The organism is Burkholderia cepacia complex sp. TUM26381, from assembly GCF_057439935.1.
In genome coordinates this window covers 1,902,672-1,923,535 of record NZ_CM172007.1, presented here as the reverse complement: position 1 = coordinate 1,923,535, position 20,864 = coordinate 1,902,672, and the positions used below count along the sequence as shown (strand labels likewise).

Annotated in this window: 18 protein-coding genes; 9 read left to right on the top strand and 9 right to left on the bottom strand. The window is 67.8% G+C overall.

Translation table 11 applies throughout. The features are described 5' to 3' along the window. Positions 1-6: 6 nt before the first annotated feature. The 5 genes from ACWMMN_RS25355 to ACWMMN_RS25335 all read right to left on the bottom strand — a co-directional run bounded on the left by ACWMMN_RS25355 (position 7) and on the right by ACWMMN_RS25335 (position 4,437). Positions 7-1,062 (bottom strand): DUF1839 family protein, encoded by a 1,056-nt coding sequence (locus tag ACWMMN_RS25355; protein ID WP_059240743.1) that lies wholly within the window; start codon positions 1,060-1,062, stop codon positions 7-9. Further along, complete coding sequence (locus tag ACWMMN_RS25350) at positions 1,059-2,033, bottom strand: amino acid--[acyl-carrier-protein] ligase (RefSeq protein WP_174991822.1); 975 nt, start codon at positions 2,031-2,033, stop codon at positions 1,059-1,061. Before ACWMMN_RS25350 ends, ACWMMN_RS25355 begins: the two co-directional genes overlap by 4 nt. Next, positions 2,030-3,226, bottom strand: coding sequence for an acyl-CoA dehydrogenase family protein (locus ACWMMN_RS25345; RefSeq protein WP_059236940.1), 1,197 nt, complete (start codon positions 3,224-3,226; stop codon positions 2,030-2,032). Before ACWMMN_RS25345 ends, ACWMMN_RS25350 begins: the two co-directional genes overlap by 4 nt. Beyond that, complete coding sequence (locus ACWMMN_RS25340; RefSeq protein ID WP_059240742.1) at positions 3,223-3,474, bottom strand: acyl carrier protein; 252 nt, start codon at positions 3,472-3,474, stop codon at positions 3,223-3,225. The genes ACWMMN_RS25345 and ACWMMN_RS25340 overlap by 4 nt, the downstream gene beginning before the upstream one ends. 180 nt (positions 3,475-3,654) lie before the next feature. After that, the gene (locus tag ACWMMN_RS25335; RefSeq protein ID WP_226195986.1) at positions 3,655-4,437 is read right to left on the bottom strand and encodes a Crp/Fnr family transcriptional regulator; all 783 of its coding nucleotides are present in this window, start codon (positions 4,435-4,437) and stop codon (positions 3,655-3,657) included. 921 nt (positions 4,438-5,358) lie between these two features. Between ACWMMN_RS25335 and ACWMMN_RS25330 the strand changes: the two genes are divergently transcribed. The 4 genes from ACWMMN_RS25330 to polX all read left to right on the top strand — a co-directional run bounded on the left by ACWMMN_RS25330 (position 5,359) and on the right by polX (position 10,265). Further along, positions 5,359-6,141, top strand: coding sequence for a Crp/Fnr family transcriptional regulator (locus ACWMMN_RS25330; RefSeq protein ID WP_059240741.1), 783 nt, complete (start codon positions 5,359-5,361; stop codon positions 6,139-6,141). A gap of 11 nt (positions 6,142-6,152) precedes the next feature. Further along, positions 6,153-7,568: an undecaprenyl-phosphate glucose phosphotransferase gene (locus ACWMMN_RS25325; RefSeq protein ID WP_486423278.1), complete on the top strand. Its 1,416-nt coding sequence runs from the start codon at positions 6,153-6,155 to the stop codon at positions 7,566-7,568. A gap of 388 nt (positions 7,569-7,956) precedes the next feature. Next, positions 7,957-8,349, top strand: coding sequence for a TraR/DksA family transcriptional regulator (locus ACWMMN_RS25320; protein WP_486423277.1), 393 nt, complete (start codon positions 7,957-7,959; stop codon positions 8,347-8,349). 149 nt (positions 8,350-8,498) lie between these two features. Next, complete coding sequence (gene polX, locus ACWMMN_RS25315) at positions 8,499-10,265, top strand: DNA polymerase/3'-5' exonuclease PolX (RefSeq protein WP_486423276.1); 1,767 nt, start codon at positions 8,499-8,501, stop codon at positions 10,263-10,265. A gap of 53 nt (positions 10,266-10,318) precedes the next feature. On the opposite strand, the gene ald is transcribed toward polX, so the two are convergent. Continuing rightward, positions 10,319-11,434 carry an alanine dehydrogenase gene (gene ald / locus ACWMMN_RS25310; RefSeq protein WP_059240739.1) on the bottom strand — a complete coding sequence of 372 codons (1,116 nt, stop codon included), beginning with the start codon at positions 11,432-11,434 and terminating at the stop codon, positions 10,319-10,321. A gap of 287 nt (positions 11,435-11,721) precedes the next feature. On the opposite strand from ald, the gene ACWMMN_RS25305 reads away from it, so the two are divergent. Further along, complete coding sequence (locus ACWMMN_RS25305; protein ID WP_059241004.1) at positions 11,722-12,138, top strand: DUF3995 domain-containing protein; 417 nt, start codon at positions 11,722-11,724, stop codon at positions 12,136-12,138. A 12-nt stretch (positions 12,139-12,150) separates the two neighbouring features. Here ACWMMN_RS25305 and ACWMMN_RS25300 read toward each other — a convergent pair whose 3' ends face one another. Next, entirely contained in the window at positions 12,151-12,588 is a 438-nt protein-coding gene (locus tag ACWMMN_RS25300; RefSeq protein WP_486423275.1) for an RNA 2'-phosphotransferase, read from the bottom strand. Between the two features lie 370 nt (positions 12,589-12,958). Here ACWMMN_RS25300 and ACWMMN_RS25295 point away from each other — a divergent pair, with 370 nt between their 5' ends. The 4 genes from ACWMMN_RS25295 to ACWMMN_RS25280 all read left to right on the top strand — a co-directional run bounded on the left by ACWMMN_RS25295 (position 12,959) and on the right by ACWMMN_RS25280 (position 18,819). After that, the gene (locus tag ACWMMN_RS25295) at positions 12,959-13,699 is read left to right on the top strand and encodes a gluconate 2-dehydrogenase subunit 3 family protein (protein ID WP_059240738.1); all 741 of its coding nucleotides are present in this window, start codon (positions 12,959-12,961) and stop codon (positions 13,697-13,699) included. Next, positions 13,699-15,477 (top strand): GMC family oxidoreductase, encoded by a 1,779-nt coding sequence (locus ACWMMN_RS25290; protein WP_059240737.1) that lies wholly within the window; start codon positions 13,699-13,701, stop codon positions 15,475-15,477. Before ACWMMN_RS25295 ends, ACWMMN_RS25290 begins: the two co-directional genes overlap by 1 nt. Next, positions 15,474-16,895, top strand: coding sequence for a c-type cytochrome (locus ACWMMN_RS25285; protein WP_256086462.1), 1,422 nt, complete (start codon positions 15,474-15,476; stop codon positions 16,893-16,895). The genes ACWMMN_RS25290 and ACWMMN_RS25285 overlap by 4 nt, the downstream gene beginning before the upstream one ends. A 208-nt stretch (positions 16,896-17,103) precedes the next feature. Then, on the top strand, positions 17,104-18,819 hold the full coding sequence (locus ACWMMN_RS25280) for a cation:proton antiporter domain-containing protein (RefSeq protein ID WP_059240735.1): 1,716 nt from the start codon (positions 17,104-17,106) through the stop codon (positions 18,817-18,819). Positions 18,820-18,913: 94 nt separating this feature from the next. Here the strand turns inward: ACWMMN_RS25280 and ACWMMN_RS25275 are convergent, their stop codons facing one another. Together ACWMMN_RS25275 and ACWMMN_RS25270 are read right to left on the bottom strand one after the other, a co-directional pair. After that, positions 18,914-19,678 carry an SDR family oxidoreductase gene (locus tag ACWMMN_RS25275; RefSeq protein WP_486423274.1) on the bottom strand — a complete coding sequence of 255 codons (765 nt, stop codon included), beginning with the start codon at positions 19,676-19,678 and terminating at the stop codon, positions 18,914-18,916. A 19-nt stretch (positions 19,679-19,697) separates the two neighbouring features. Beyond that, positions 19,698-20,693: an arabinose ABC transporter substrate-binding protein gene (locus tag ACWMMN_RS25270; protein WP_486423273.1), complete on the bottom strand. Its 996-nt coding sequence runs from the start codon at positions 20,691-20,693 to the stop codon at positions 19,698-19,700. Positions 20,694-20,864: the final 171 nt, after the last annotated feature.

The window sequence follows — 20,864 nt, the reverse complement described above, 5'->3', positions numbered from 1 at the left end:
CGCGCGTCACCGCATGGCCGGCACGGGGGCCGCGTCGTAATGGACGGGCGTCACGTGGCGCAGCGGCGAACCGATTTGCCGCGCGCACGCGACGACGTCCGCATACGCGGCCTCGATGGCTTCGAGTGTCGAATCGCCGCGCTCTTCCTTGCCGCGCGCGCAGGCGCGCGCGAGCCGGAATTCCAGCACCATCGCTTCGGACGCGATGCGATCGCACGCGGCGCGGATCTCGGCGAACGGTCCGACGCAGCCGCTGGCCTGCAGCCAGCGGGCATAGTGGCCGAACAGTTCGAAGTTCGCGCCGAGCTGCCGCACCGAGTTGAACGAATACGCATGGAAGTGTTCGAGCGGCGAATCGGCGAGGGTCCGCGCATCGGTCTGCAACTGCCGCCGGAATGCCGCGATCGGATCGACGACCGGCAGGCGCCGCAGGTGGCGCTGCAGCGCGGCGAGCGACGCTTCGCAGAGCGCGCGTTCGTCGAGTGGCGCAAAGCGTCGCTTCGCGCACTCGACGTACGGCGGCAGCGTCATCGGCGAACTGGCGCCGACGAGCCCGTTGTAGTCGAAATCCTCGGCGACGTAATAGCCGCTGTTGTGGAAATAGCCGATCTGGCGCTTCGCACGGTCGATCGCATCGATGCCGATCGTCGTCTTCGTGTGCTGCGTGCGGTAGCTGCTGCCGCGCGTGTCGGGCAGGAACCATGCGTCGACCTCGACGATCATCAGGTGCCCGCGCGCGACCTGCGTTTCGATGTGCTGGTCGAGCGGTTCGTAGATCGAATGTTCCTGCACGACGATCCCGTAGAGCCGCTCCAGCTCGTCGTGCGGAAACTTGAAGAACGTGAACTGGTCGCCCTCGAAATCGAGCGCGATCGTAAACGGCAGTGCCGCATACGGATTGAAGCCCCACCACCGGAGCACCTCGAGCCACATGTCGACGTAGCAGTTGGTCTGTTTCCAGACCATTTCCTGGCTGTGCAGCGGGTGTGGCCGGTAGTGGCGCGCGCGGTGGCGCACGTCCTCGAACGACGCGTCTTCGCCGTCGCGGGAAACGAATCTCATGGCGTGCCCCACAGCACGTCGCGGACTTCGCGCGGCCATGCGTCGATATCGAATCCGTGGTGGCGGAACAGCGCGAGCGTGAGCCGTTCGAGGCCGAAGCCGACGCAGCCCGTGTGCGCGACGTCGTCCGTCGCGGTGCGGATGTCCCACAGCAGCCCGAAGTGGTCCATGTGATAGTTGAAACTCAGGCACGCGGTCTGGCGGCCGTCGTGCTCGATCGGGATCAGCAGCTCGAACTTCAGGTTCTGCTCGCGCTGGCTGTTCGCGACGATCTTGCCGCCGCGCCCGAAGAACGGATCGTTCGCGAGGTCGATCGCGTTCGGCAGGCGCAGCGCGTCGATCATGCGCGTGCCGCGCTCGATCCACGTTTCGCGGAACGCGACGATCTGCTCGGGCGTGCCGATCCGCACGTACTCGCGCATCCTGAACAGCTGCATGCGGGTCGGGTCGAGCGACGGCTCGTGACGGAAGCAGTACGAGAACACGTCGACGATCCGGCCGTCGGCGGGCAGCGCGCCCGCGCGCGCGACGACCGGATAGACCGGATAGCACGCGGCCGGCGTCATCACGACGTAGGTCGGCTTCTGGTTTTCCGTCCAGTCGTCGCCGCGATCGAGGCATTGCAGCACGCGCTGGTGCTGTCGTTCGTCGCCGCAGAACGCGTGCACGCTGCCCGCGAGCTGCGGGAAGCTCTTCATGTATTCGCTGCGTTCGAATTCGGGGCGGCTCATCGCCGGCGGGAAACGCAGCACTTCGGCCTGTTGGTCAGCCCCGAGGCGCGTGACGAACGCGTCGAGCGCTTCGACGACGCGCTCGAACCGTTCGCTGCGGCCGAACAGGCCCTGGATGCCGGTCGAGACCAGCAGGCCGGCGTCGATCAGTTCGTCGCGCAGCGGGTTGACGCCCGCACGGTCGAGCGGTGCGTCGGCGGGAAGGGAGGCGGTGGAGGGCACGGCGAGGCGGTCGTTCACGTATGTTTCTCCAGCGTCGCAGGACGCAGCGCGAGCAGCAGGCTCGCAGTGTTGGCGGCAATGCGGTCGTTGCTGATCATCAGCGGCGCCGCGTGCAGGTCGCGAATGTGGCGGCCGATGCTGAACGGCGAGCCTTGCTTGTAGCCGGCCATCCCGCAGATCATCATCGCCTGGTGCGCGACTTCGAGCGCGCTCGCCGACACGTAGGTCTTCAGCGTGTTGATCTCGGCGGCCCAGGCCATGCCGGCCGACCACGAGCGGGCCGACGCGTTCGCATGGAGGCGCAGCACGTTGTCGACGCGGGCCTGCATCGCCTGCATCAGCGCGAGCGATTCGGCGATGCGGCGCGCCGCGGGCGACGGTGCGCCGTCGGTCTGGCGAGCCTGCGCGCGGAAGAACTGGTGTGCGCGATGGAACGCGTCGCCGGCCACGCCGATCCAGACCGCGGCCCACAGGATGTGCGAGACCGGCACCATCGTTTCTTCGGCGATCTTCGCGAACGGCACCGGCAGGCATTGCACGGCGGCGCCCTGCGCGTCGAGCTCGAAGCCGTTGCTGCACGTGCCGCGCATCCCGAGCGTGTCCCATTCGCCGCGGCGCGTGAGCGTATAGCCGTCGCGCAGCAGCGTGACGAGCACCTGCTCGGACGCTGGTGCGTCCGCGTCGCGCCGCGCGGTCGCGAGGATGCCGTCCGCATAGTCGCCGTACGAGATCGTCGGCGCGGATTTGCGCAGCCGGAACCCGCCGCCGTCGGTTTCGAGCGCGCACTGGCTCGCGCGCAGGTTGCCGCCGACGCCGTCTTCCGACGTGGCCGACGCGAGCAGCCACTGGTGGCGCACGAGCTGCTGCAGGAACAGCTTGTGCCAGCCCTGGTCGGCGGCGTGGCTGACGATGCAGGCGACCTGGATCTGGTGCATCGCGAACACCATCGCCGACGATGCGCACGCCTGGCCGAGGATCGAACAGGCCGACGCAATGTCGTCCAGCGACGCGCCTGCGCCGCCGAGATGGGTCGGGACCATCGCGCCGAGCAGCCGGCGTGCGCGCATCGCCTCGATCGCCTCGACGGGGCAGCGCGCGTCGCGATCGACCGCATCCGCATGCTGGGCGGCGATCTGCGCGACGGCGTGCGCGGCCTCGTCGAGCCGATGCGAATCGCTGTCGGCCGCGAGTTCGGGGAGCAGCGCGCTCATGCGGAATGCTCGGTGCGTTGCAGCGTGGCGATGGTGTCCGCGAGTGCGTCGATGCTGCGGAACAGGTTGCGGTTCAGCATCTCGTCGGGAATCTCGATGTTGAACTGCTTCTCGATCGCGAGCATCAGCTGGATCGTGTCGAGCGAGGAGAGGCCCGCTGCGTAGAGGTCGTCCCCGTCGCCGATCGAATCGATCGCGGCTTCGAGATGGGCGACGTGCTTCAGGATGGTTCTGATTTCGTTTTTCACGTGCTGCTCCGGCGTGCGTGGTGTCGTCCGCTCGGGCAAACGCGCGATAGGCGCTGACGTCCCCCCGGCAGTCCGGCATCAGTAGACCATTGGCAGGCACGACGTTCTGTTCGCCACCCTACAAACAGCTAACCCGGAACCCGGACGGCGCCGCGGCGCCGTTCCGGTCCGGCACGCCAATCAGGCGCGCGAGGCGGCCGGTACGCCCGAATCGGCCGACAGGATGCGCTTCATCTCGTCGCGCACGATCGCGCGGCAGCCGCACGACATCTTTTCGAGGCCGTCGAGGTCGGCGAGCTCGATCGAGCTCCGGTATTGCCGGATCAGGCCGAGCTTCTGGATTTCGCCGGCGGCATCCGTGACCGTCTCGCGCCGCACGCCGAGCATTTGCGCCAGCATGCTGTGCGTGACCTGGATCTCGATGCTGCGCGTGCGGTCGAACGCGAGCAGGAACCATCGGCATAACTGATGTTTCAGCACGTGATGGCGGCTGCAGAACGTGATCTGCGAGACCTGCGCCATCAGCAGCCGCACGCAGACGAACACGAGGTGACGGATCACCGGCGATGCATCGAACGCGGCGGCGAACACGCGCCGGTCGAGCCGGTAGACGAAGCCGTCGCGGCATGCGACCGCCCGGCAGGGCATCCGGCCGCTGCCGCCGATCACGTCGTCGCAAACCACGCTCTCGCTGCCGATCTCCGCGACCTCCAGCGTCATGCCGCCGGACGACACGTACTGCAGCGAAATCGCGGTCGTGACGGGCAGGTAGACCGCGGCAAGCATTTCGCCGGGTTCGCAGAGCACTTGCCCCGATTTCAGGTGAACCAGTTGAAGGTGGGGCGTGAGCGTGGCGAGCTCGTCGCGGTCGATGGCCGCGAGAAACCGGTTGGCTTCGAAGCTGTGGGAAAGCTCGATCATGCCGTTCGCGTACGCGACGGCGTCAGGGGCCTGGTGAGTCACGGCACATCCTCGCAGGGTGGCGGTCGCGCGTCGTCGCGGCGATATCCCCGGGCGGGAATTTCGCACGATCGTGCGGACTTGTGTTCATCGAAAACAGAATGACGATGCTGGCAAAAAGGCTAGCACGCAATTGAATTCAGGCAATTGCGCATGACGTCATTTCACAAAGTTTGACGATTGCGATTGGGTGAAAACGTCATGCGGATTTAATGATTCATTTTCATGGAATTAATCATCTGGAAATGGAATGGCCTGCGTTCCTGTCATTCAGCTCCGAGCGGGAATCAATCGCGCAATGCCGCGCATCGTACTGCGAAAGTGTCGGTTGGACATTGAACATTATTTGACAAATAAACGGGTGTCGCAAGATTGTTTATTTAAATCAATGGCTTGCGTGGCATATGTGCGGTAGATGACAGAGCCGGATATGAGTGCGTCGATTCAGGCCTGAGACAGTTTCAAACGAGCGTGTGAAGCGTGGCGGCGCTCGAAAATACCGCCCGGTTCATCACGGAAACAATTGAAAATCGACTGTAAGTAATTGACCGGTAAGCGTTGCGGGGCAATGCGGTTGTGCCGCCGCGACGTGCGGGAATTAGTCAGTCGAATGGCGTTCTGTGTCCATCGCATGGAAGAGTGTCCGGAAATGAGACGCTTTTTACGGTTTGAGGCCGGTTATTCGGTCGATTTAAATCGGATGTGATTCATATATTAAGGATGGGCGGGTATTGGCACGTAAATCGCTTATTCGGGCTCGCGTGCCGAAACGGGACGGTCGACTCAATCCGGTGATGACAAGCCGACGGTCAGTCGGATTCAGGGTTGTGGGCCGCAACCGCTGTCAACGTCCGGGCGCGCATCGCGATAACGAGTTCCGTGCATGCGGCTGCAGGCGGCGCGGACAATAAAAGGGATACAGACATGCTTCATCTTCACTCGAGCTACTCGGCGAATGCCATCCTCGCTGCCCTCCCGGAGGACAGCATCCGCACCATCGCACCGCATCTCGAACTGGTCAGGATCAAGGCCGGGATGCTCGACCGGGTCGGCGAGCCGATGCGCCATCTGCATTTTCCGACGACGGCGATGATGTCGGTGCAGCACCTGATGGAGGATGGTGCGATGGTCGAGGTGGCGGTGGTCGGCCGCGAAGGCGTGGTCGGGCTGGGGACGCTGGTCGGGGGCGTCGCGGCGTCGAACCGGGTCGAGGTGCGCATCGGCGGGATGGCCTATCGTGTGCCGAGTTGCGTGATGCGCGCCGAGTTCGAGCGATCGCCGCAGACGTACCGGCTGCTGCTCAACTACTGCCAGGCGGCGATGGCGCAGATCTCGCGCAGCGCACTGTGCAACCGGCATCACTCGGTCGGCGAGCAGTTGAGCCGCTGGCTGCTGCTCGCGCACGACCGTATCGACGGCGACGAGCTGGCCGTCACGCAGCAGACGATCGCGAACATGCTCGGCGTGCGGCGCGAGGGCGTGACGGAGGCAGCGGGGAACCTGCAGGAAGCCGGGCTGATCCGGCAGCGCCGCGGCCGCATCACGGTGCTCGATCGCGACGGCCTCGAACATCACGCGTGCGAATGTTACGACCTGATCCGCGCCGACTATCGTCGCTTGCTCGGCACGCGCGGGAATGTGCGGCCGGCGCCGGTTCGCCCGCGCCTGCAGGAGGGGCGTTGCGGATTCCCGGCACATGGTGCGTGACGATGCCGTCGATGTCCGGTGGAACGAATGCGATGCGGCGTGCCGCGATCGCGGCGGCCGACGTCGTGCTCGTGCTGGCCGGGGCGCTTGCCGCGCAGGCGGCGTCGGGGCTGGCGTGGCGCGAACTGTCCGACGCGCAGCGCGGCGCGATCGCGCTGCTGTGTGTGCTGACGGTGGCGCTGCTGCCGCGCTACCTGCGCACCGTGCGCGGCGGCGTGGCGGCGCAGGGCGGCGCGCACGTGCTGACGCAGACGATGGTGGCGGTCGTGTGCGCGAGCGTGCTGACGGTGGCCGCCGCGATGTGGATCATGAATCGCGGCGGCACGGTCACGACCCGCTGGATCGTGCGCACGGTGCTGGCCGGCGACACGGCGCTGCTGCTCGGCCGCGCGGCGCTGCTGGCCCTTGCGCTCACGCGTGACGGTCCGCGCGCACGGCAGCGCCGCGTCGCTGTGGTCGGTGCAACCGCATACGGGCGCGTGGCAATCGAGCGGATGCAGCTCGCGCCGAATGGCCCGTTCATGGCCGCATGCGTATTCGACGACGATGCCCAGGCTGCCGCGGGCGGCATCGGCGGCATCGGCGGCGTCCCGGTGATCGACGACTGGAACGCGTTGCGCGACCTGATTCGCGGCGGCGGGATCGACGAGGTGTGGCTCACGTTGCCGATGTCGCATGAATGGCGGATCCAGCGCATCGTGCGCGAGTTGCGCGACGAATTCGTCGAGTTGCGGCTGTTGCCCGACGTCCGGCAGATGGCGGTCGTCGATCGCTCCGCGACCGACGTCCTCGGCATGCCGGCGATCAATCTCGCGACCACGCCGCGCGCGGCGCCGGAGCTGTGGGCGAAGTTCGCGTTCGACCGGCTGTTCGCGTTCGGCGTGTTGATTCCGTTGCTGCCGCTGCTGTCGATGCTGGCGATCGCGGTCAAGCTGTCGTCGCCGGGGCCCGTGCTGTTCAGGCAGCGCCGCAAGGGTGTCGACGGCCGCGAGTTCGACATCCTGAAGTTCAGGACGATGCGCGTGCATCGCGCGCAGCCGGGCGTCGTGCGGCAGGCGTCGCGCAACGATGCGCGCATCACGCGCGTCGGCGCGTTCCTGCGGCGCACGTCGCTCGACGAGCTGCCGCAGTTCTTCAACGTGCTGTTCGGGCAGATGTCGGTGGTGGGCCCGCGTCCGCACGCGATCGAACACGACGACTTCTATCGGCAACTGATCGATTGCTACATGTACCGCTACCGCGTGCGCCCGGGCATCACCGGGTGGGCACAGGTGAACGGCTATCGCGGCGAGACCCGCAAGGTCGAGGCGATGGCCGCGCGCGTGAAGTTCGACCTGTTCTACATGCAGAACTGGAGCTTCTGGTTCGACATGAAGATCATCCTGCTGACGGTCGTGCGCGGCTTCATCGGGCGCAATGCTTTCTGAGGATGACGAATCATTGAGGAGGCGGCGCGCTGCGCGAGCGATCCGGTCGACGGATGGATGCCGGGCCGCGCGCGCCGAAGAAGCAATGGGCCGCACGGAAAATTGCTGCGCTGCGGTTGCGCCGACGGGCTGCGCGGCGAGCGTGGCCGGCCGCGATTTCGCGTCCGTCCCCAGTTTTCGCGCGCCGGCCGCGCGCGCGACCGGCGGGCTGATTCCGGTCAACACACGCGTGTTCAATGGGTTTATCCTGCGTCGAAGGCGTCCGGTGCTTCGTGCTGCCGGGCGCACATCCGGACGCGGCAGCGGCGGTGGCGCCTGCCTGCCGCGCACCGGCGCGATACCGCGCGCCGCATTTTTCCGCGCGGAACCCGGAACAGGAGAGACGGCCATGTCGCTCGACCAACAACAACGGCAGACGCTCAAACAGCGGCTGAGCGAGAGCGAGCAGGCGCTGCGTGCGGAGATCCGCACGAGCGAAGACCATCGTGCGTCGGAATCCTATGCGGACCTTGCCGGCGCGGCGCCGGACGAAGGCGACGAGGCGAACGCGGATCTGTTCGTCGACGTCGATCATGCATTGATCGGCATGAAGCTGACCGAACTGCGCGCGATCGGCCGTGCGCAGCAGCGGATGCGCGACGGCAGTTACGGCGAATGCATCGACTGCGACAGCTCGGTCGGCTACGAGCGCCTGCTCGCGCGCCCGACCGCCGAACGCTGCACGCATTGCCAGTCGATCTACGAGCGGCACTACGCGACGACACCGCGCGCGTCGCTCTGACGTCGCGGCCGCAACGGCGCTGCACGCGGCGCGCCGGCGGCGTACGATGACGAACGGGCGCCCGGCGGCGTCGACATGCGGCGCCGGGCGGGCAGACGCCGTCGCGCACGCGTGCGGCGCCATCCACGTGGAAGGGAGCCACGCCGATCATGCCGATCCACAATGCCGAGTGCGCGGCCGTGTTCGCCGAGATCGCCGACATGCTCGAGATCCAGGGCGCCAATCCGTTTCGCGTGCGGGCGTACCGCAATGCCGCGCGGACGATTGCCGACTACGGTCGCGATATCCCGGCGATGATCGCGAACGGCGACGATCTCGGGAAGATTCCGTCGATCGGGCCTGATCTCGCATCGAAGCTGCGCGAGATTGCCGCGACCGGTACCTGCGAACTGCAGCAGACGCTGCGCCAGGCGCTGCCGGGCGCGATCGTCGAGCTGCTCGATGTGCCGGGGCTCGGTGCCAAGCGCGTGAAGGCGCTGCATGACGCGCTGCACGTCGATTCGCTCGAACAGCTGCGCGCCGAAGCGAAGAGCGGGCATGTGCGCGAACTGCCGGGCTTCGGCGCAAAGACCGAGGCCCATCTGCTCGAAGCGATCGACGACCGCCTGCAGCGCGAACCGCAGCGCTTCCTGCTGCCCGACGCCGCGCATGCGCTGATGCCGTTGCTCGAACGCCTGCGTGCGGTCGCCGGCGTCGGCAAGGTCATGCCGGCCGGCAGTTTCCGCCGCCGCCGCGAGACGGTCGGCGATCTCGACATCCTCGTTACCGCGAGCGACCCGGTGGCGGTTGCCGAAGCGTTCGTCGGCTACGGCGACGTGGCGCGCGTGCTCGCGCACGGCAAGACGAAATCGAGCGTCGTGCTCGCCAGCGGGTTGCAGGTCGACCTGCGGGTGGTCGATGCCGATGCGTTCGGTGCGACGCTCGTCTACTTCACGGGATCGAAGGCGCACAACATCGCGCTGCGCAGGATCGCGCAGGCCGGCGGCCTGAAGATCAACGAATACGGCGTGTTTCGCGGCGACGAGCGGATTGCCGGCGACACGGAGGCATCGGTGTACGCCGCCATCGGGCTGCACGACGTGCCGCCCGAGCTGCGCGAGGATCGCGGCGAGATCGACGCGTCGCGTGCCGGCACGCTGCCGGCGCTGGTCGAGCGCAAGCACGTCCGCGGCGACCTGCATGCGCATACCGACGTGTCGGCCGGTCGCGACAGCCTGCGCGCGATGGCCGATGCGGCCCGTGCGCGCGGGCTTGCGTACCTGGCCGTCACCGACCGCGCACCGCCTGCCGGCGGCGGCCGCAACGACTTCGACTGGCTCGCGCGGCAGCTCGACGAGATCGATCGCGTCAACGCGTCGTTCGACGATTTCGTGCTGCTCAAGGGCGTGGAAGCCGGCATTCGCGAGGACGGCAGTCTCGACGTGCCCGATGCGATGCTCGGCCGGCTCGATCTCGTGGTCGGTGCGGTGCGCGACGGCTTCGACCTGCCGCGCGACGCGCAGACCGGGCGCATGCTGCGCGCGATGGACCATCCGCATTTCACGATTCTCGCGCACCCGACCGGCCGCGTGCTCGGCGAGCGCGATGCATGCGAACTCGACGTGCCGCGCGTGATCGCGCAGGCCGCGGCGCGCGGCTGCTTCGTCGAGCTCGATGCACAGCCGCGGCGGCTCGATCTGCCGGACATCTGGTGCCGCGAGGCTGCGCAGGCCGGCGTGGCGGTCGCGATCGGTTCGGATGCGTGCAGTGGCGACGAACTCGACAATCTCGCGTATGGGGTCGATCAGGCGCGACGCGGCTGGCTCACGCGGCAGGATGTGCTGAACACGCGCACGCTCGCGCAACTGCGGCCGTTGCTGGCCCGCACGATGGGCGCGGGCGGCGGGGCGAAGCGGAACCGGTCGAAGGGCGCGTGAACGCGGCCGGCGGCGCGTGCCGCCAGCCGTGCATCCAGGTCAGGCCGGCACGGTCATGCCAGCACGCCGGCCGCCGGTACGTAGGGCAGGCCGAGCGCCTGCGCGACCGCTTCGTACGTGATGTGCCCGTCGCAGACGTTCAGCCCCGCGCGCAGATGCGGATCGTCGGTCATCGCCTGTTTCCAGCCCTTGTCGGCGAGCGCGAGCGCGTGCCCGAGCGTCGCGTTGTTCAGCGCGAAGGTCGACGTGCGCGCGACGGCACCGGGCATGTTCGCGACGCAGTAGTGCACGACGCCGTCGACGACGAAGGTCGGATCCGCGTGCGTCGTCGCGTGCGATGTCTCGAAGCATCCGCCCTGGTCGATCGCGACGTCGACGACGACCGCGCCGGTACGCATCGTCGCGATCATGTCGCGCGTGACGAGCCGCGGCGCCGATGCGCCCGGCACGAGCACCGCGCCGATCACGACGTCGGCATCGCGTACGGCTTCGTCGACCGTATGCGCATTCGAACAGACCGTCGCGATCCGGTTGGCGAACACGAGGTCGAGCTGGCGCAACCGGTTCACGTTGTTGTCGAGCACGGTGACGCGCGCGCCGAGGCCCACCGCCATCTGCAGCGCGCCGGTGCCCACGACGCCCGCGCCGAGCACGACGACATGCGCGGCCGGCACGCCGGGCACGCCGGCGATCAACAGGCCGCGGCCGCCGCGCGGGCTTTCGAGGTGGGTCGCCGCAACCTGGATCGACATGCGTCCGGCCACTTCGCTCATCGGCGCGAGCAGCGGCAGGCCGCCGCCGGGGCCCGTCACGGTTTCGTACGCGATGCAGACCGCGCCGGATTTCACCAGCGCAGCCGCCTGGTCGGGATCGGGCGCGAGATGCAGGTACGTATAGAGGATCTGGCCGCGCCGCAGCATCGCGCATTCGGCCGGCTGCGGCTCCTTGACCTTGATGATCATGTCGGCCCGCGCGAAGATTTCGTCGGCGCCGTCGCCGAGCGTCGCGCCCGCGGCCGTGTAGTCGTCGTCGAGCAGGCCGATCGCCGTGCCCGCACCGCGCTGCACGAGTACGCGATGGCCGTGCCGCGTGAGTTCACGCGCGCCGGCCGGCGTGAGGCCGACGCGGTATTCGTGGTTCTTGATCTCTTTCGGCACACCGATCAGCATGAGTCGCCTCCTTGGCCTTCGTTATCGTTGTCGTGCGGGCAGCCGGTTGCGCAGCGGCGTGCCGGCGCAGCACTGGAATAACAGGGTAGTAGTGCGCGGAGGGAAGTCAAGCGGCCGGCCCCCGCGGCGATGCGTGCGCACTGCATCGCACCATGCGCTGCCGCGGGTTGCGACCGGACGTCGCAATGCACGCCATGCCGGGTTTCGGTATCGTCATGCGTGGCGCGGGCCGGGGCCGCGTGCCGGAACCGTTCCGGCAGAACAACGAGACGAGGACATTTACCGACATGACCGGTGCGTATTTCAGCGTGCCGACGCTTTGCGCGATCGCGCTCGTGCACGTCTACTGGGCGTTGGGCGGGCGGCGCGGCAAGCGTGCGGCGATTCCGGAACAGGATGGCGTGCCGCTGCTGCGGCCGACCGCCATTGGCACGCTTGCCGTCGCGGTGGCACTGCTGGGCGGTGCGTGCGTGGTTGCTGCGCGGGCGGGCTGGCTGGGGCGCAACGCGTATCCCGGCACGATCGCATTCGCAGTCGTTGCGTTCGCACTGATTTTCGCGGTGCGTGCCGTCGGCGATTTCCGCTACGTCGGCTTCTTCAAGCGGATTCGCGGGTCGCGTTTCGCGCGGATGGACACGCTGTATTACTCGCCGCTTTGCGCGGCGCTGTCGCTGTCGATCGCGTCGATGTTCTGGCCGCGGTGAGGGGCGGACGGTTCAGCCCGCCTGCGTACCGATCGCCGTAAGGCAATCGGCCGGCACGGCATCGGTTAGCCAGACGCCGTTTTCGGCGATGAAGAACGCGTGGCCCTGCCGGTGCATGCGTTGCGCAGCGACTTCGAGAATCACCGGCACGCCGTAGCGCGCGCCGACAGCCAGCGCAGTCCGGATGTCGGCCGACAGGTGCACGTGGTGCCGGGTGCCGGGTTTCAGTCCTTGTGCACGAATCGAATCCAGGAAGCGTGTCGCCGTGCCGTGACAGAGGCGCTCGGGCGGTTGCACGGCCGGATACCGGCGCGGAACATACGCGCCCGCGACCTTCATCCGCTTGTGATCCCGCCATTCTTGCCCATTCCGGCTTCCGGATTTTTCAATTGTTGCGAATTTCGATGCATTGAATTGCATTGATCCCCCTCGTAATGGAACCGGTTCCATATATAATTCGCGGCACTCGTCGCCGGACCCGGAAGAGGGTCGTGCACGTTGCGCTTGCTGTCGGCAAACGCGACGTCTAAGTTGAATGAGGGTCATGGGCGATGAGGGGCAGATGCAGGCCGATGCCGGCATTTGTCAGACGATAAGGCTCGCGAAGAGGCCGATCCGCGCAGCGCCGCCGGAACCGGCGCGATGTGCGGCTGCATGAAGGCGCCGTTGCAGATAGCGCGGCGGGCGCCCGCATCGAGGTTGTTCGCAACACACGAAAGAACAGGACGGCCGGCCGCGCGCGGCATGGCTGCCATGCCGGACATGCCGCATGCGGAGTGCGCGCGTCCGGACCCCGATCCCCAACGATCAACATCCGACCATGTCCACGCCACCTGACAAACCCAACTCGCGCCGCCGTTTCCTGCGCACGTCGGTCGCGCTCGTGCCGATCGCGTCGGTCGCGGGTTGCGACCTGCGCTCGTCGTCGCAATCCGCGACGACGGCCGGCAACGCGCCCGCCGCATCGGCCAACGCCGAACGCGCCCCGTACAAGCCGACCTTCTTCGATGCGAAGGAGTGGGCGTTCGTCCAGGCCGCCGTCGACCGGCTGATCCCGGCCGACGCCGAAGGCCCCGGCGCGCTCGAATCGGGCGTGCCCGAATTCATCGACCGCCAGATGGAGACGCCGTATGCGCACGGCGCGACGTGGTACATGCAGGGGCCGTTCCAGCAGGGCGTACCCGAACTCGGCTACCAGCTGAAGCTGGTGCCGCGCGACATTTACCGGCTCGGCATCGCGGCGGTCAACCGCTATTGCGAGAAGGCGCACGGCAAGGCGTTCGCGGATCTCGACGCACCGACGCGCGACGCGGTGCTCGGCGCGCTGGAGAAGGGCGGCGCGCAGATCGACGACGTGCCGCCCGGCGTGTTCTTCGGCCAGTTGCTGCAGAACACGCGGGAAGGCTATTTCTGCGATCCGGTGCATGGCGGCAATCGCGACATGGCCGCGTGGAAGATGATCGGCTTTCCGGGCGCGCGCGCCGACTTCATGGATTTCGTCAACCAGAGCGGCAAGGCCTATCCGTACGGCCCCGTCTCGATCAACGGGGAGCGCAGCTGATGGCCGCAGAGAAAAAACCGCATGTCGATGCGGTGATCGTCGGCTTCGGCTGGACCGGCGCGATTCTCGCGAAGGAACTGACCGAAGCGGGCCTGAAGGTCGTCGCGCTCGAGCGCGGCGAATATCGCGACACCTATCCGGACGGCGCGTATCCGAACACGATCGACGAGCTGACCTACAACATCCGCAAGAAGCTGTTCCTCGACCTGTCGAAGACGACCGTGTCGATCCGCCACGGCCTGCAGGACACCGCGCTGCCGTACCGGCAGCTCGCCGCGTTCCTGCCGGGCGAAGGCGTCGGCGGCGCGGGGTTGCACTGGTCGGGCGTGCATTTCCGGATCACGCCGGAAGAGCTGCGCCTGCGCAGCCACTATGAAGAGCGCTACGGCAAGAAGTTCATCCCCGAAGGGATGACGATCCAGGATACCGGCGTGACCTACGACGAGCTCGAGCCGTATTTCGACTTCGCCGAGAAGGTGTTCGGCACGTCGGGTCAGGCGTACAAGGTCGGCGGCAAGGTGGTCGGCGACGGCAACGTGTTCGAAGCGAACCGCAGCGACAACTTCCCGCTGCCCGCACAGCTCAATACGTATTCGGCGCAGCGCTTCTCCGATGCCGCCAAGTCGCTCGGCCTGCATCCGTACCGGCTGCCGTCGGCGAATACGTCGGGCCCGTACACGAACCCGTACGGCGTGCAGATGGGCCCGTGCAACTTCTGCGGCTATTGCAGCGGCTACGCGTGCTACATGTACTCGAAGGCGTCGCCGAACCTGAACATCCTGCCCGCGCTGAAGCAGGCGCCGAACTTCGAGCTGCGCTCGAAGTGCCACGTGCTGCGCGTCGATCTCGACGACACGAAGAAGCGCGCAACGGGCGTGACCTACGTCGATCCGGCCGGGCGCGAAGTGCACCAGCCGGCCGATCTCGTGATCGTGGCCGCGTTCCAGTACCACAACGTGCACCTGCTGCTGCTGTCGGGCATCGGCAAGCCGTACGATCCGGTCTCGGGCGAGGGCGTCGTCGGCCGCAATTTCGCGTACCAGAACCTGTCGACGATCAAGGCGTTCTTCGACAAGGACACCTACACGAACCCGTTCATCGGCGCGGGCGGCAACGGCGTCGCGGTGGACGATTTCAACGCGGACAACTTCGACCACGGCCCGCTCGGCTTCGTCGGCGGCTCGCCGCTGTGGGTGAACCAGGCCGGCGTGAAGCCGATCAGCGGCATCGCCACGCCGCCCGGTACGCCGCAGTGGGGCTCGGCGTGGAAGAAGGCCGTCAAGGACAACTACGCGCACACGATTTCGATGGACGCGCACGGCACCAACATGTCGTATCGCGACGTCTATCTCGACCTCGATCCGACCTATCGCGATTCGTACGGCCAGCCGCTGTTGCGGATGACGTTCGACTGGAAGGACAACGACATCAAGATGGCGCAGTACGTGACCGGGCAGATGAAGAAGATCGCGGAAGCGATGGGGCCGAAGGCAATCGGCGTGTCGACGCGCGAGTTCGGCAAGCACTTCGATTCGCGCGCGTACCAGACGACTCACCTCGTCGGCGGCGCGATCATGGGCACCGACCCGAAGACGAGCGTGCTGAACCGCTACCTGCAGTGCTGGGACGTGCACAACGTGTTCGTGATGGGCGCGTCCGCGCTGCCGCAGGGCATCGGCTACAACCCGACCGGGATCATCGCGGCGCTGGCCTACTGGTCGGCACGTGCGATCCGCGAGCAATACCTGAAGAATCCTGCCCCGCTGGTGACCGTATGAAGAGGACGATGAACTCCCTCGCCACGCGCCGTATGTCCCCGTTGTGGCGCGCACTGGCGGCCGGTGCGAGCTGGGCCGTGTTCGGCCTGGCCGGCACGACGGCCTTCGCGCAACCGGCGGCGCCCGCCGCGGCTTCCGGCCCGGCGGCTGCACCGGTGGCCCAGTCCGCCGACGCGAACCTGATCAAGCGCGGCGAATACCTCGCGCGCGCCGGCGACTGTATCGCGTGCCACACCGCGAGCGGCGGCAAGCCGTTCGCGGGCGGGCTGAAGTTCGACACGCCGATCGGCGGCATTTACTCGACGAACATCACGCCGGACCCGAAGACGGGCCTCGGCGGCTGGACCTACGAGGACTTCACGCGTGCGGTGCGCGAAGGCGTGCGCAAGAACGGTGACACGATGTATCCGGCGATGCCGTTCCCGTCGTACGCGCGCGTCACCGACGACGACATGAAGGCGCTGTACGCGTACTTCATGCACGGCGTCGCGCCCGTCGAGCACGAGAACCGCGCCGTCGACATCGTGTGGCCGCTGTCGATGCGCTGGCCGCTCGGCATCTGGCGCAAGATGTTCGCGCCGACGCCGAAGCCGTTCGATACGGCGCCGTACACCGATCCGGTGGTCGCGCGCGGCGCGTATCTCGTGCAGGGCCTCGGCCACTGCGGCGCGTGCCACACGCCGCGCGCGCCGACGATGCAGGAGCGCGGGCTGACCGACGCGGACGGCCCGGACTTCCTGGCCGGCGGCGCGGCGATCGACGGCTGGGTGCCGACGAGCCTGCGCGGCGAGCCGCGCACGGGCCTCGGCTCCTGGAACGAAGCGGAGATCGTGCAGTTCCTGAAGACGGGCCGCACGCTGCGCACGGCCGCATTCGGCGGGATGACGGACGTGGTCGGCCACAGCATGCAGCACATGACCGACGGCGACCTGAACGCGATCGCGCGCTACCTGAAGACGCTGCCGCCGCGCGTGCAGGGCGAGCAGCCGCACGTGTACGATGCGGCCGCCGCGAAGGCGCTGCAGACCGGCGATGCGAGCAAGCCGGGCGCGGCCGTCTATCGCGACAACTGCATGGCCTGCCACCGCAGCGACGGCCACGGCTACACGCGCGTGTTCCCGGCGCTGGCCGGCAACCCGGTCGTGCAGGGCGACGATCCGACCTCGCTGATCCACGTCGTACTGGAAGGCAGCGCGCTGGAGGGGACGCGCACCGCGCCGTCGACCTTCACGATGCCGCCGTTCGGCTGGCGCCTGTCGGACCAGGAAGTCGCGGACGTGTCGAACTTCGTGCGCACGAGCTGGGGCAATACCGGCGCGCCGGTGACGGCCGCGCAGGTCGCGAAGGTGCGCAAGAGCGTGCCGTCGACGCGGCCCGAACCGCCGCCGGGCGCGCGGTTCCCGCAAGCGTCGCGTTGACGCCGGCGGCGGGGCCCCGGCCCCGCCAGCCCGGCCCGTTTCAGGGCGCCGGCCGCGACGTGCGGCGCCTGCCGTTCCGCCGGGGTTGCACCCCGCAAAGGCGCGCCGCCGCGTGATATTTTCGTGGCCGCGCGCCATTCTTCCGCCTCATCCCTTATCCTCTCACTCTTGAACCTTACTAAATAGTTACAAGAACTTGGGAGGGGGGATGCCTCATGACGTCAGCCTGATTGCGTTGCTCGCGGCCGGTTTCGGTCTCGCGATGATCTTCGGTTACCTCGCGTCGCTGCTGAAAATGCCGCCGCTCGTCGGCTATCTGCTCGCCGGGATCGTGATCGGCCCCGGCACGCCCGGTTTCGTCGGCGACCTGTCGCTCGCGCAGCAGCTCGCGGAAGTGGGCGTGATGCTGCTGATGTTCGGCGTCGGCCTGCATTTTTCGCTCGGCGATCTCCTCGCGGTGCGCAAGATCGCGCTGCCGGGCGCCGTCGTCCAGATTACCGTCGCGACGCTGCTCGGCGGCGGGCTCGCGCTCACGTGGGGCTGGAGCCTCGGCGCGGCGCTCGTGTTCGGGCTCGCGTTGTCGGTCGCGAGCACCGTCGTGCTGTTGCGCGCGCTGGAAGGGCGCGGGCTCGTCGAGACGGTCAACGGGCGCATCGCGGTCGGCTGGCTGGTCGTCGAGGATCTCGTGATGGTGCTCGTGCTGGTGCTGCTGCCGCCCGTCGCGGGGCTGCTCGGCGGCACGCCGCCCGGCGATACGCAGGCGGCCGGCGGCAGCGTGTGGGGCACGCTCGGCGTCACGATGCTGAAGGTCGCGGCATTCATCGCGCTGATGCTGGTGGTCGGCAAGCGCGTGTTCCCGCGCATTCTGTGGCTCGTCGCGCGCACCGGTTCGCGCGAGCTGTTCACGCTGTGCATGATCGCGGCCGCGGTCGGCATCGCGTTCGGCGCGGCGAAGCTGTTCGACGTGTCGTTCGCGCTCGGCGCGTTCTTCGCCGGGATGATGATGCGCGAGTCGGAATTCAGCCGGCGCGCGGCCGACGAGACGCTGCCGCTGCGCGACGCGTTCTCGGTGCTGTTCTTCATCTCGGTCGGCATGCTGTTCGACCCGAAGGTGCTGCTCGACGAGCCGCTGCACGTGATCGAGGTCGCGGCGATCGTGCTGGTCGGCAAGACGCTCGCGGCCGTCGCGCTCGTGATTGCGTTCCGCTATCCGCTGAACACCGCGCTGACGGTCGGCGCGGGCCTCGCGCAGATCGGCGAATTCTCGTTCATCCTCGCGGGGCTGGGCCGGGCGCTCGGGCTGCTGTCGGCCGAGGGGCAAAGCCTGATTCTCGCGGTCGCGCTGATCTCGATCGCGATGAACACGCTGCTGTTCGCGATGATCGACCCCGCACTCGCGTGGATCCGCAAGCATTCCGCGTTCGCGCGCAAACTCGAGGCGCGCGACGATCCGCTCGCCGCGCTGCCGATGTCGACGCCGCAGACGCACCTGACCGGGCAGGTCGTGATCGTCGGCTACGGCAAGGTCGGCACACGGATCGCACATGCGCTGGACGAGCGCGGGATCGCGTACGTCGTCGTCGAGCAGAATCGCGAACTCGTCGAGAAGCTGCGCGCGGACGGCATTGCGGCCGTATCGGGCGATGCGATCGAGCCGATCGTGCTCGTGCAGGCGCATATCGCGCGCGCCGGGATGCTGGTCGTCACGCTGCCCGACGTGTTCGACGTGCGGCAGATCGTCGAGATCTCGCGCACGCTCAACCCGACGCTCGAGGTCGTGCTGTGCACGAACAGCGGCGACGAGGCCGCGCTGCTGTCGCACGAAGGAATCGGCACCGTATTCATGGGCGAGACCGAACTCGCACGCGGGATGACCGAGCACGTGCTCGGCCGGATGGTGAAGCCGGTCGCGGCCGCGCACTGATGGCGCGCGGCATCGCGCCGCGTATCGGGCCGCGTATCGGGCAGGGCGCGGCGGCCCGGGCGGCCGCTGGCCCTGCGGGCCGCTTCACGATCGCTCAGTAAAACGTCTCGAGCGTCAGTTCCTGCGCCATCACGCGATTGCCGGCCAGCAGGCCGCCGTCCACCGGCAGCGCGACGCCGGTGATGATCCGCGCGGCCGGCGAGCACAGGAACAGCGCGGCCTGCGCGACGTCGTCGGGCGTCGCGAAATCGTCGAGCGGATACCACTTCCTCAATTGCTCGAACACCTGCGGGTTGCGCTGCACGCGCGCTTCCCAGGCGGGCGTCTTCACCGTGCCCGGCAGCACGATGTTCGCGCGCACGCCGTCGCGGCCGTATTCGATCGCGAGTGATTTCGTGTAGCTGATCAGCCCGGCCTTCGCCGCGCTGTAGGCCGGATGCCCGAGCGCGTGCACGCCGTTCACCGAACCGATGATCGCGATCGCGCCGCGCCGGTTCGCGCGCATGGCGGGCAGCACGGCCTCGACGCTCACGTAGGTGGCCGTCAGGTTCGCATCGAGATCGGTGCGCCAGCTGGCGGGCGTCGTGTCGCGCAGCGTGGTCGATGCGGCCGTGCCCGCGTTCGCGACCAGCACGTCGGCCGGCGGATGGGCTTCGAGCACCGAGCGCAGCCGTTCGGCGTCGGTCAGGTCGTCGACGACCGGTGTCGCGCGCGCGTCGCCGAGCGTATCGATGAAGCCGTCCAGCGCCGCGCGGTCGCGATCGAGCGCGAGCACGCGGTCGCCGGCAGCAAGAAAGGTACGGCACAGCGCCTGGCCGATGCCGCCGGCGGCGCCCGTCACGAGGGTAGTGCGTGTCATGTCGGCTCCTGGTGCAGGCTCACAGGCCGAGCGCGGCGCGCGCCTGCTTCTCGTTGTCGCGCGTGATCAGCGTGCCGGACGTCAGCACGAGCGGCGGCGGCGCCTGGTTCTTCGTAATCCAGTCATACATGTCGATGCTCGTCTGGTAGCCGTGCTGGCGCGGATTCAGCAGGATCGAACCGTAGAAACCGGTCGGTTTCGGCTTCGCGAATTCGTTGAGCGCGACCTGGCTGCCGTTGATGCCGACCGCGACCATCGCGTCCGCGCCGATCCCGCGCCCCTCGGCGGCGCGCACTGCGCCGACCGTCGTATCGTCGTTCGAGCCGAACGCGACCCAGCGCTTGAAGTTCGCATGCTTGGTGAGCGCGATGTTGGCCGCGTTGAACGCGCCTTCGGTATCGGCTGTCATTTCGGGCGCGTCGATCACGTTCGCGGCCGGAAATCCGGCGGCCTTCAGCGCATCGACCGCGCCGGCCGTGCGTTCGCGCGCGGTCGGCAACTGGTCGTAGGCAATCCGGATAATGCCCACTTCGGCCGGGTTCCAGCCGCGCCGCCTGGTCTCGTCGGCGATCGCCTGACCAACCTGCTGGCCGATCCTGTACGCGGAGATGCCCATGTGCGGCACGCCCGGGAGCGGCGCGCCGTGGCCGTCGACGAGCTGGTCGTCGACCGACATCAGCTTCATCCCCGCGCGTTTCGCTTTTGCCGCGATGCCGGGGCCGAGCTTCACGTCGGGCGCGCAGACGATCACGCCTTGCGCCTTCTGCGCGGCGAGGCTGTCGAGCGCGGTCGATACTTTCTCGCCGCTCGGCGTCGCGATCTTGATCAGCGTGAAGTGTTTTTCCTTCGCGGCCTGCTCGGCGAAGCGCCATTCGTCCTGGAACCACGGATCGTCCGGCTGTTTGACGAGGAAGCCGATTTTCACGTCGGTGGCATCGGCGGCCCGGGCCGGGGCGCCGCCCAGCAGCGTGACGCTCGCGGTAGCCAGCACGAGCGTTTTCCAGTGGAATCGCATGCGTCTCTCTCCGTTTTTGTAGTCGGGCGCGCAGGCAAGGCCGCCTGCGGCGCGCAAAAATTGTAGGAGGACGCGGCGGGAACGCTCAAATAATGCGGCGCATTCCTAGAAAGTGGGATGAAAGCGGGGGCGAGGAGGGAGCGGGCGACGCGCATGCAGCATCGCCCGAGC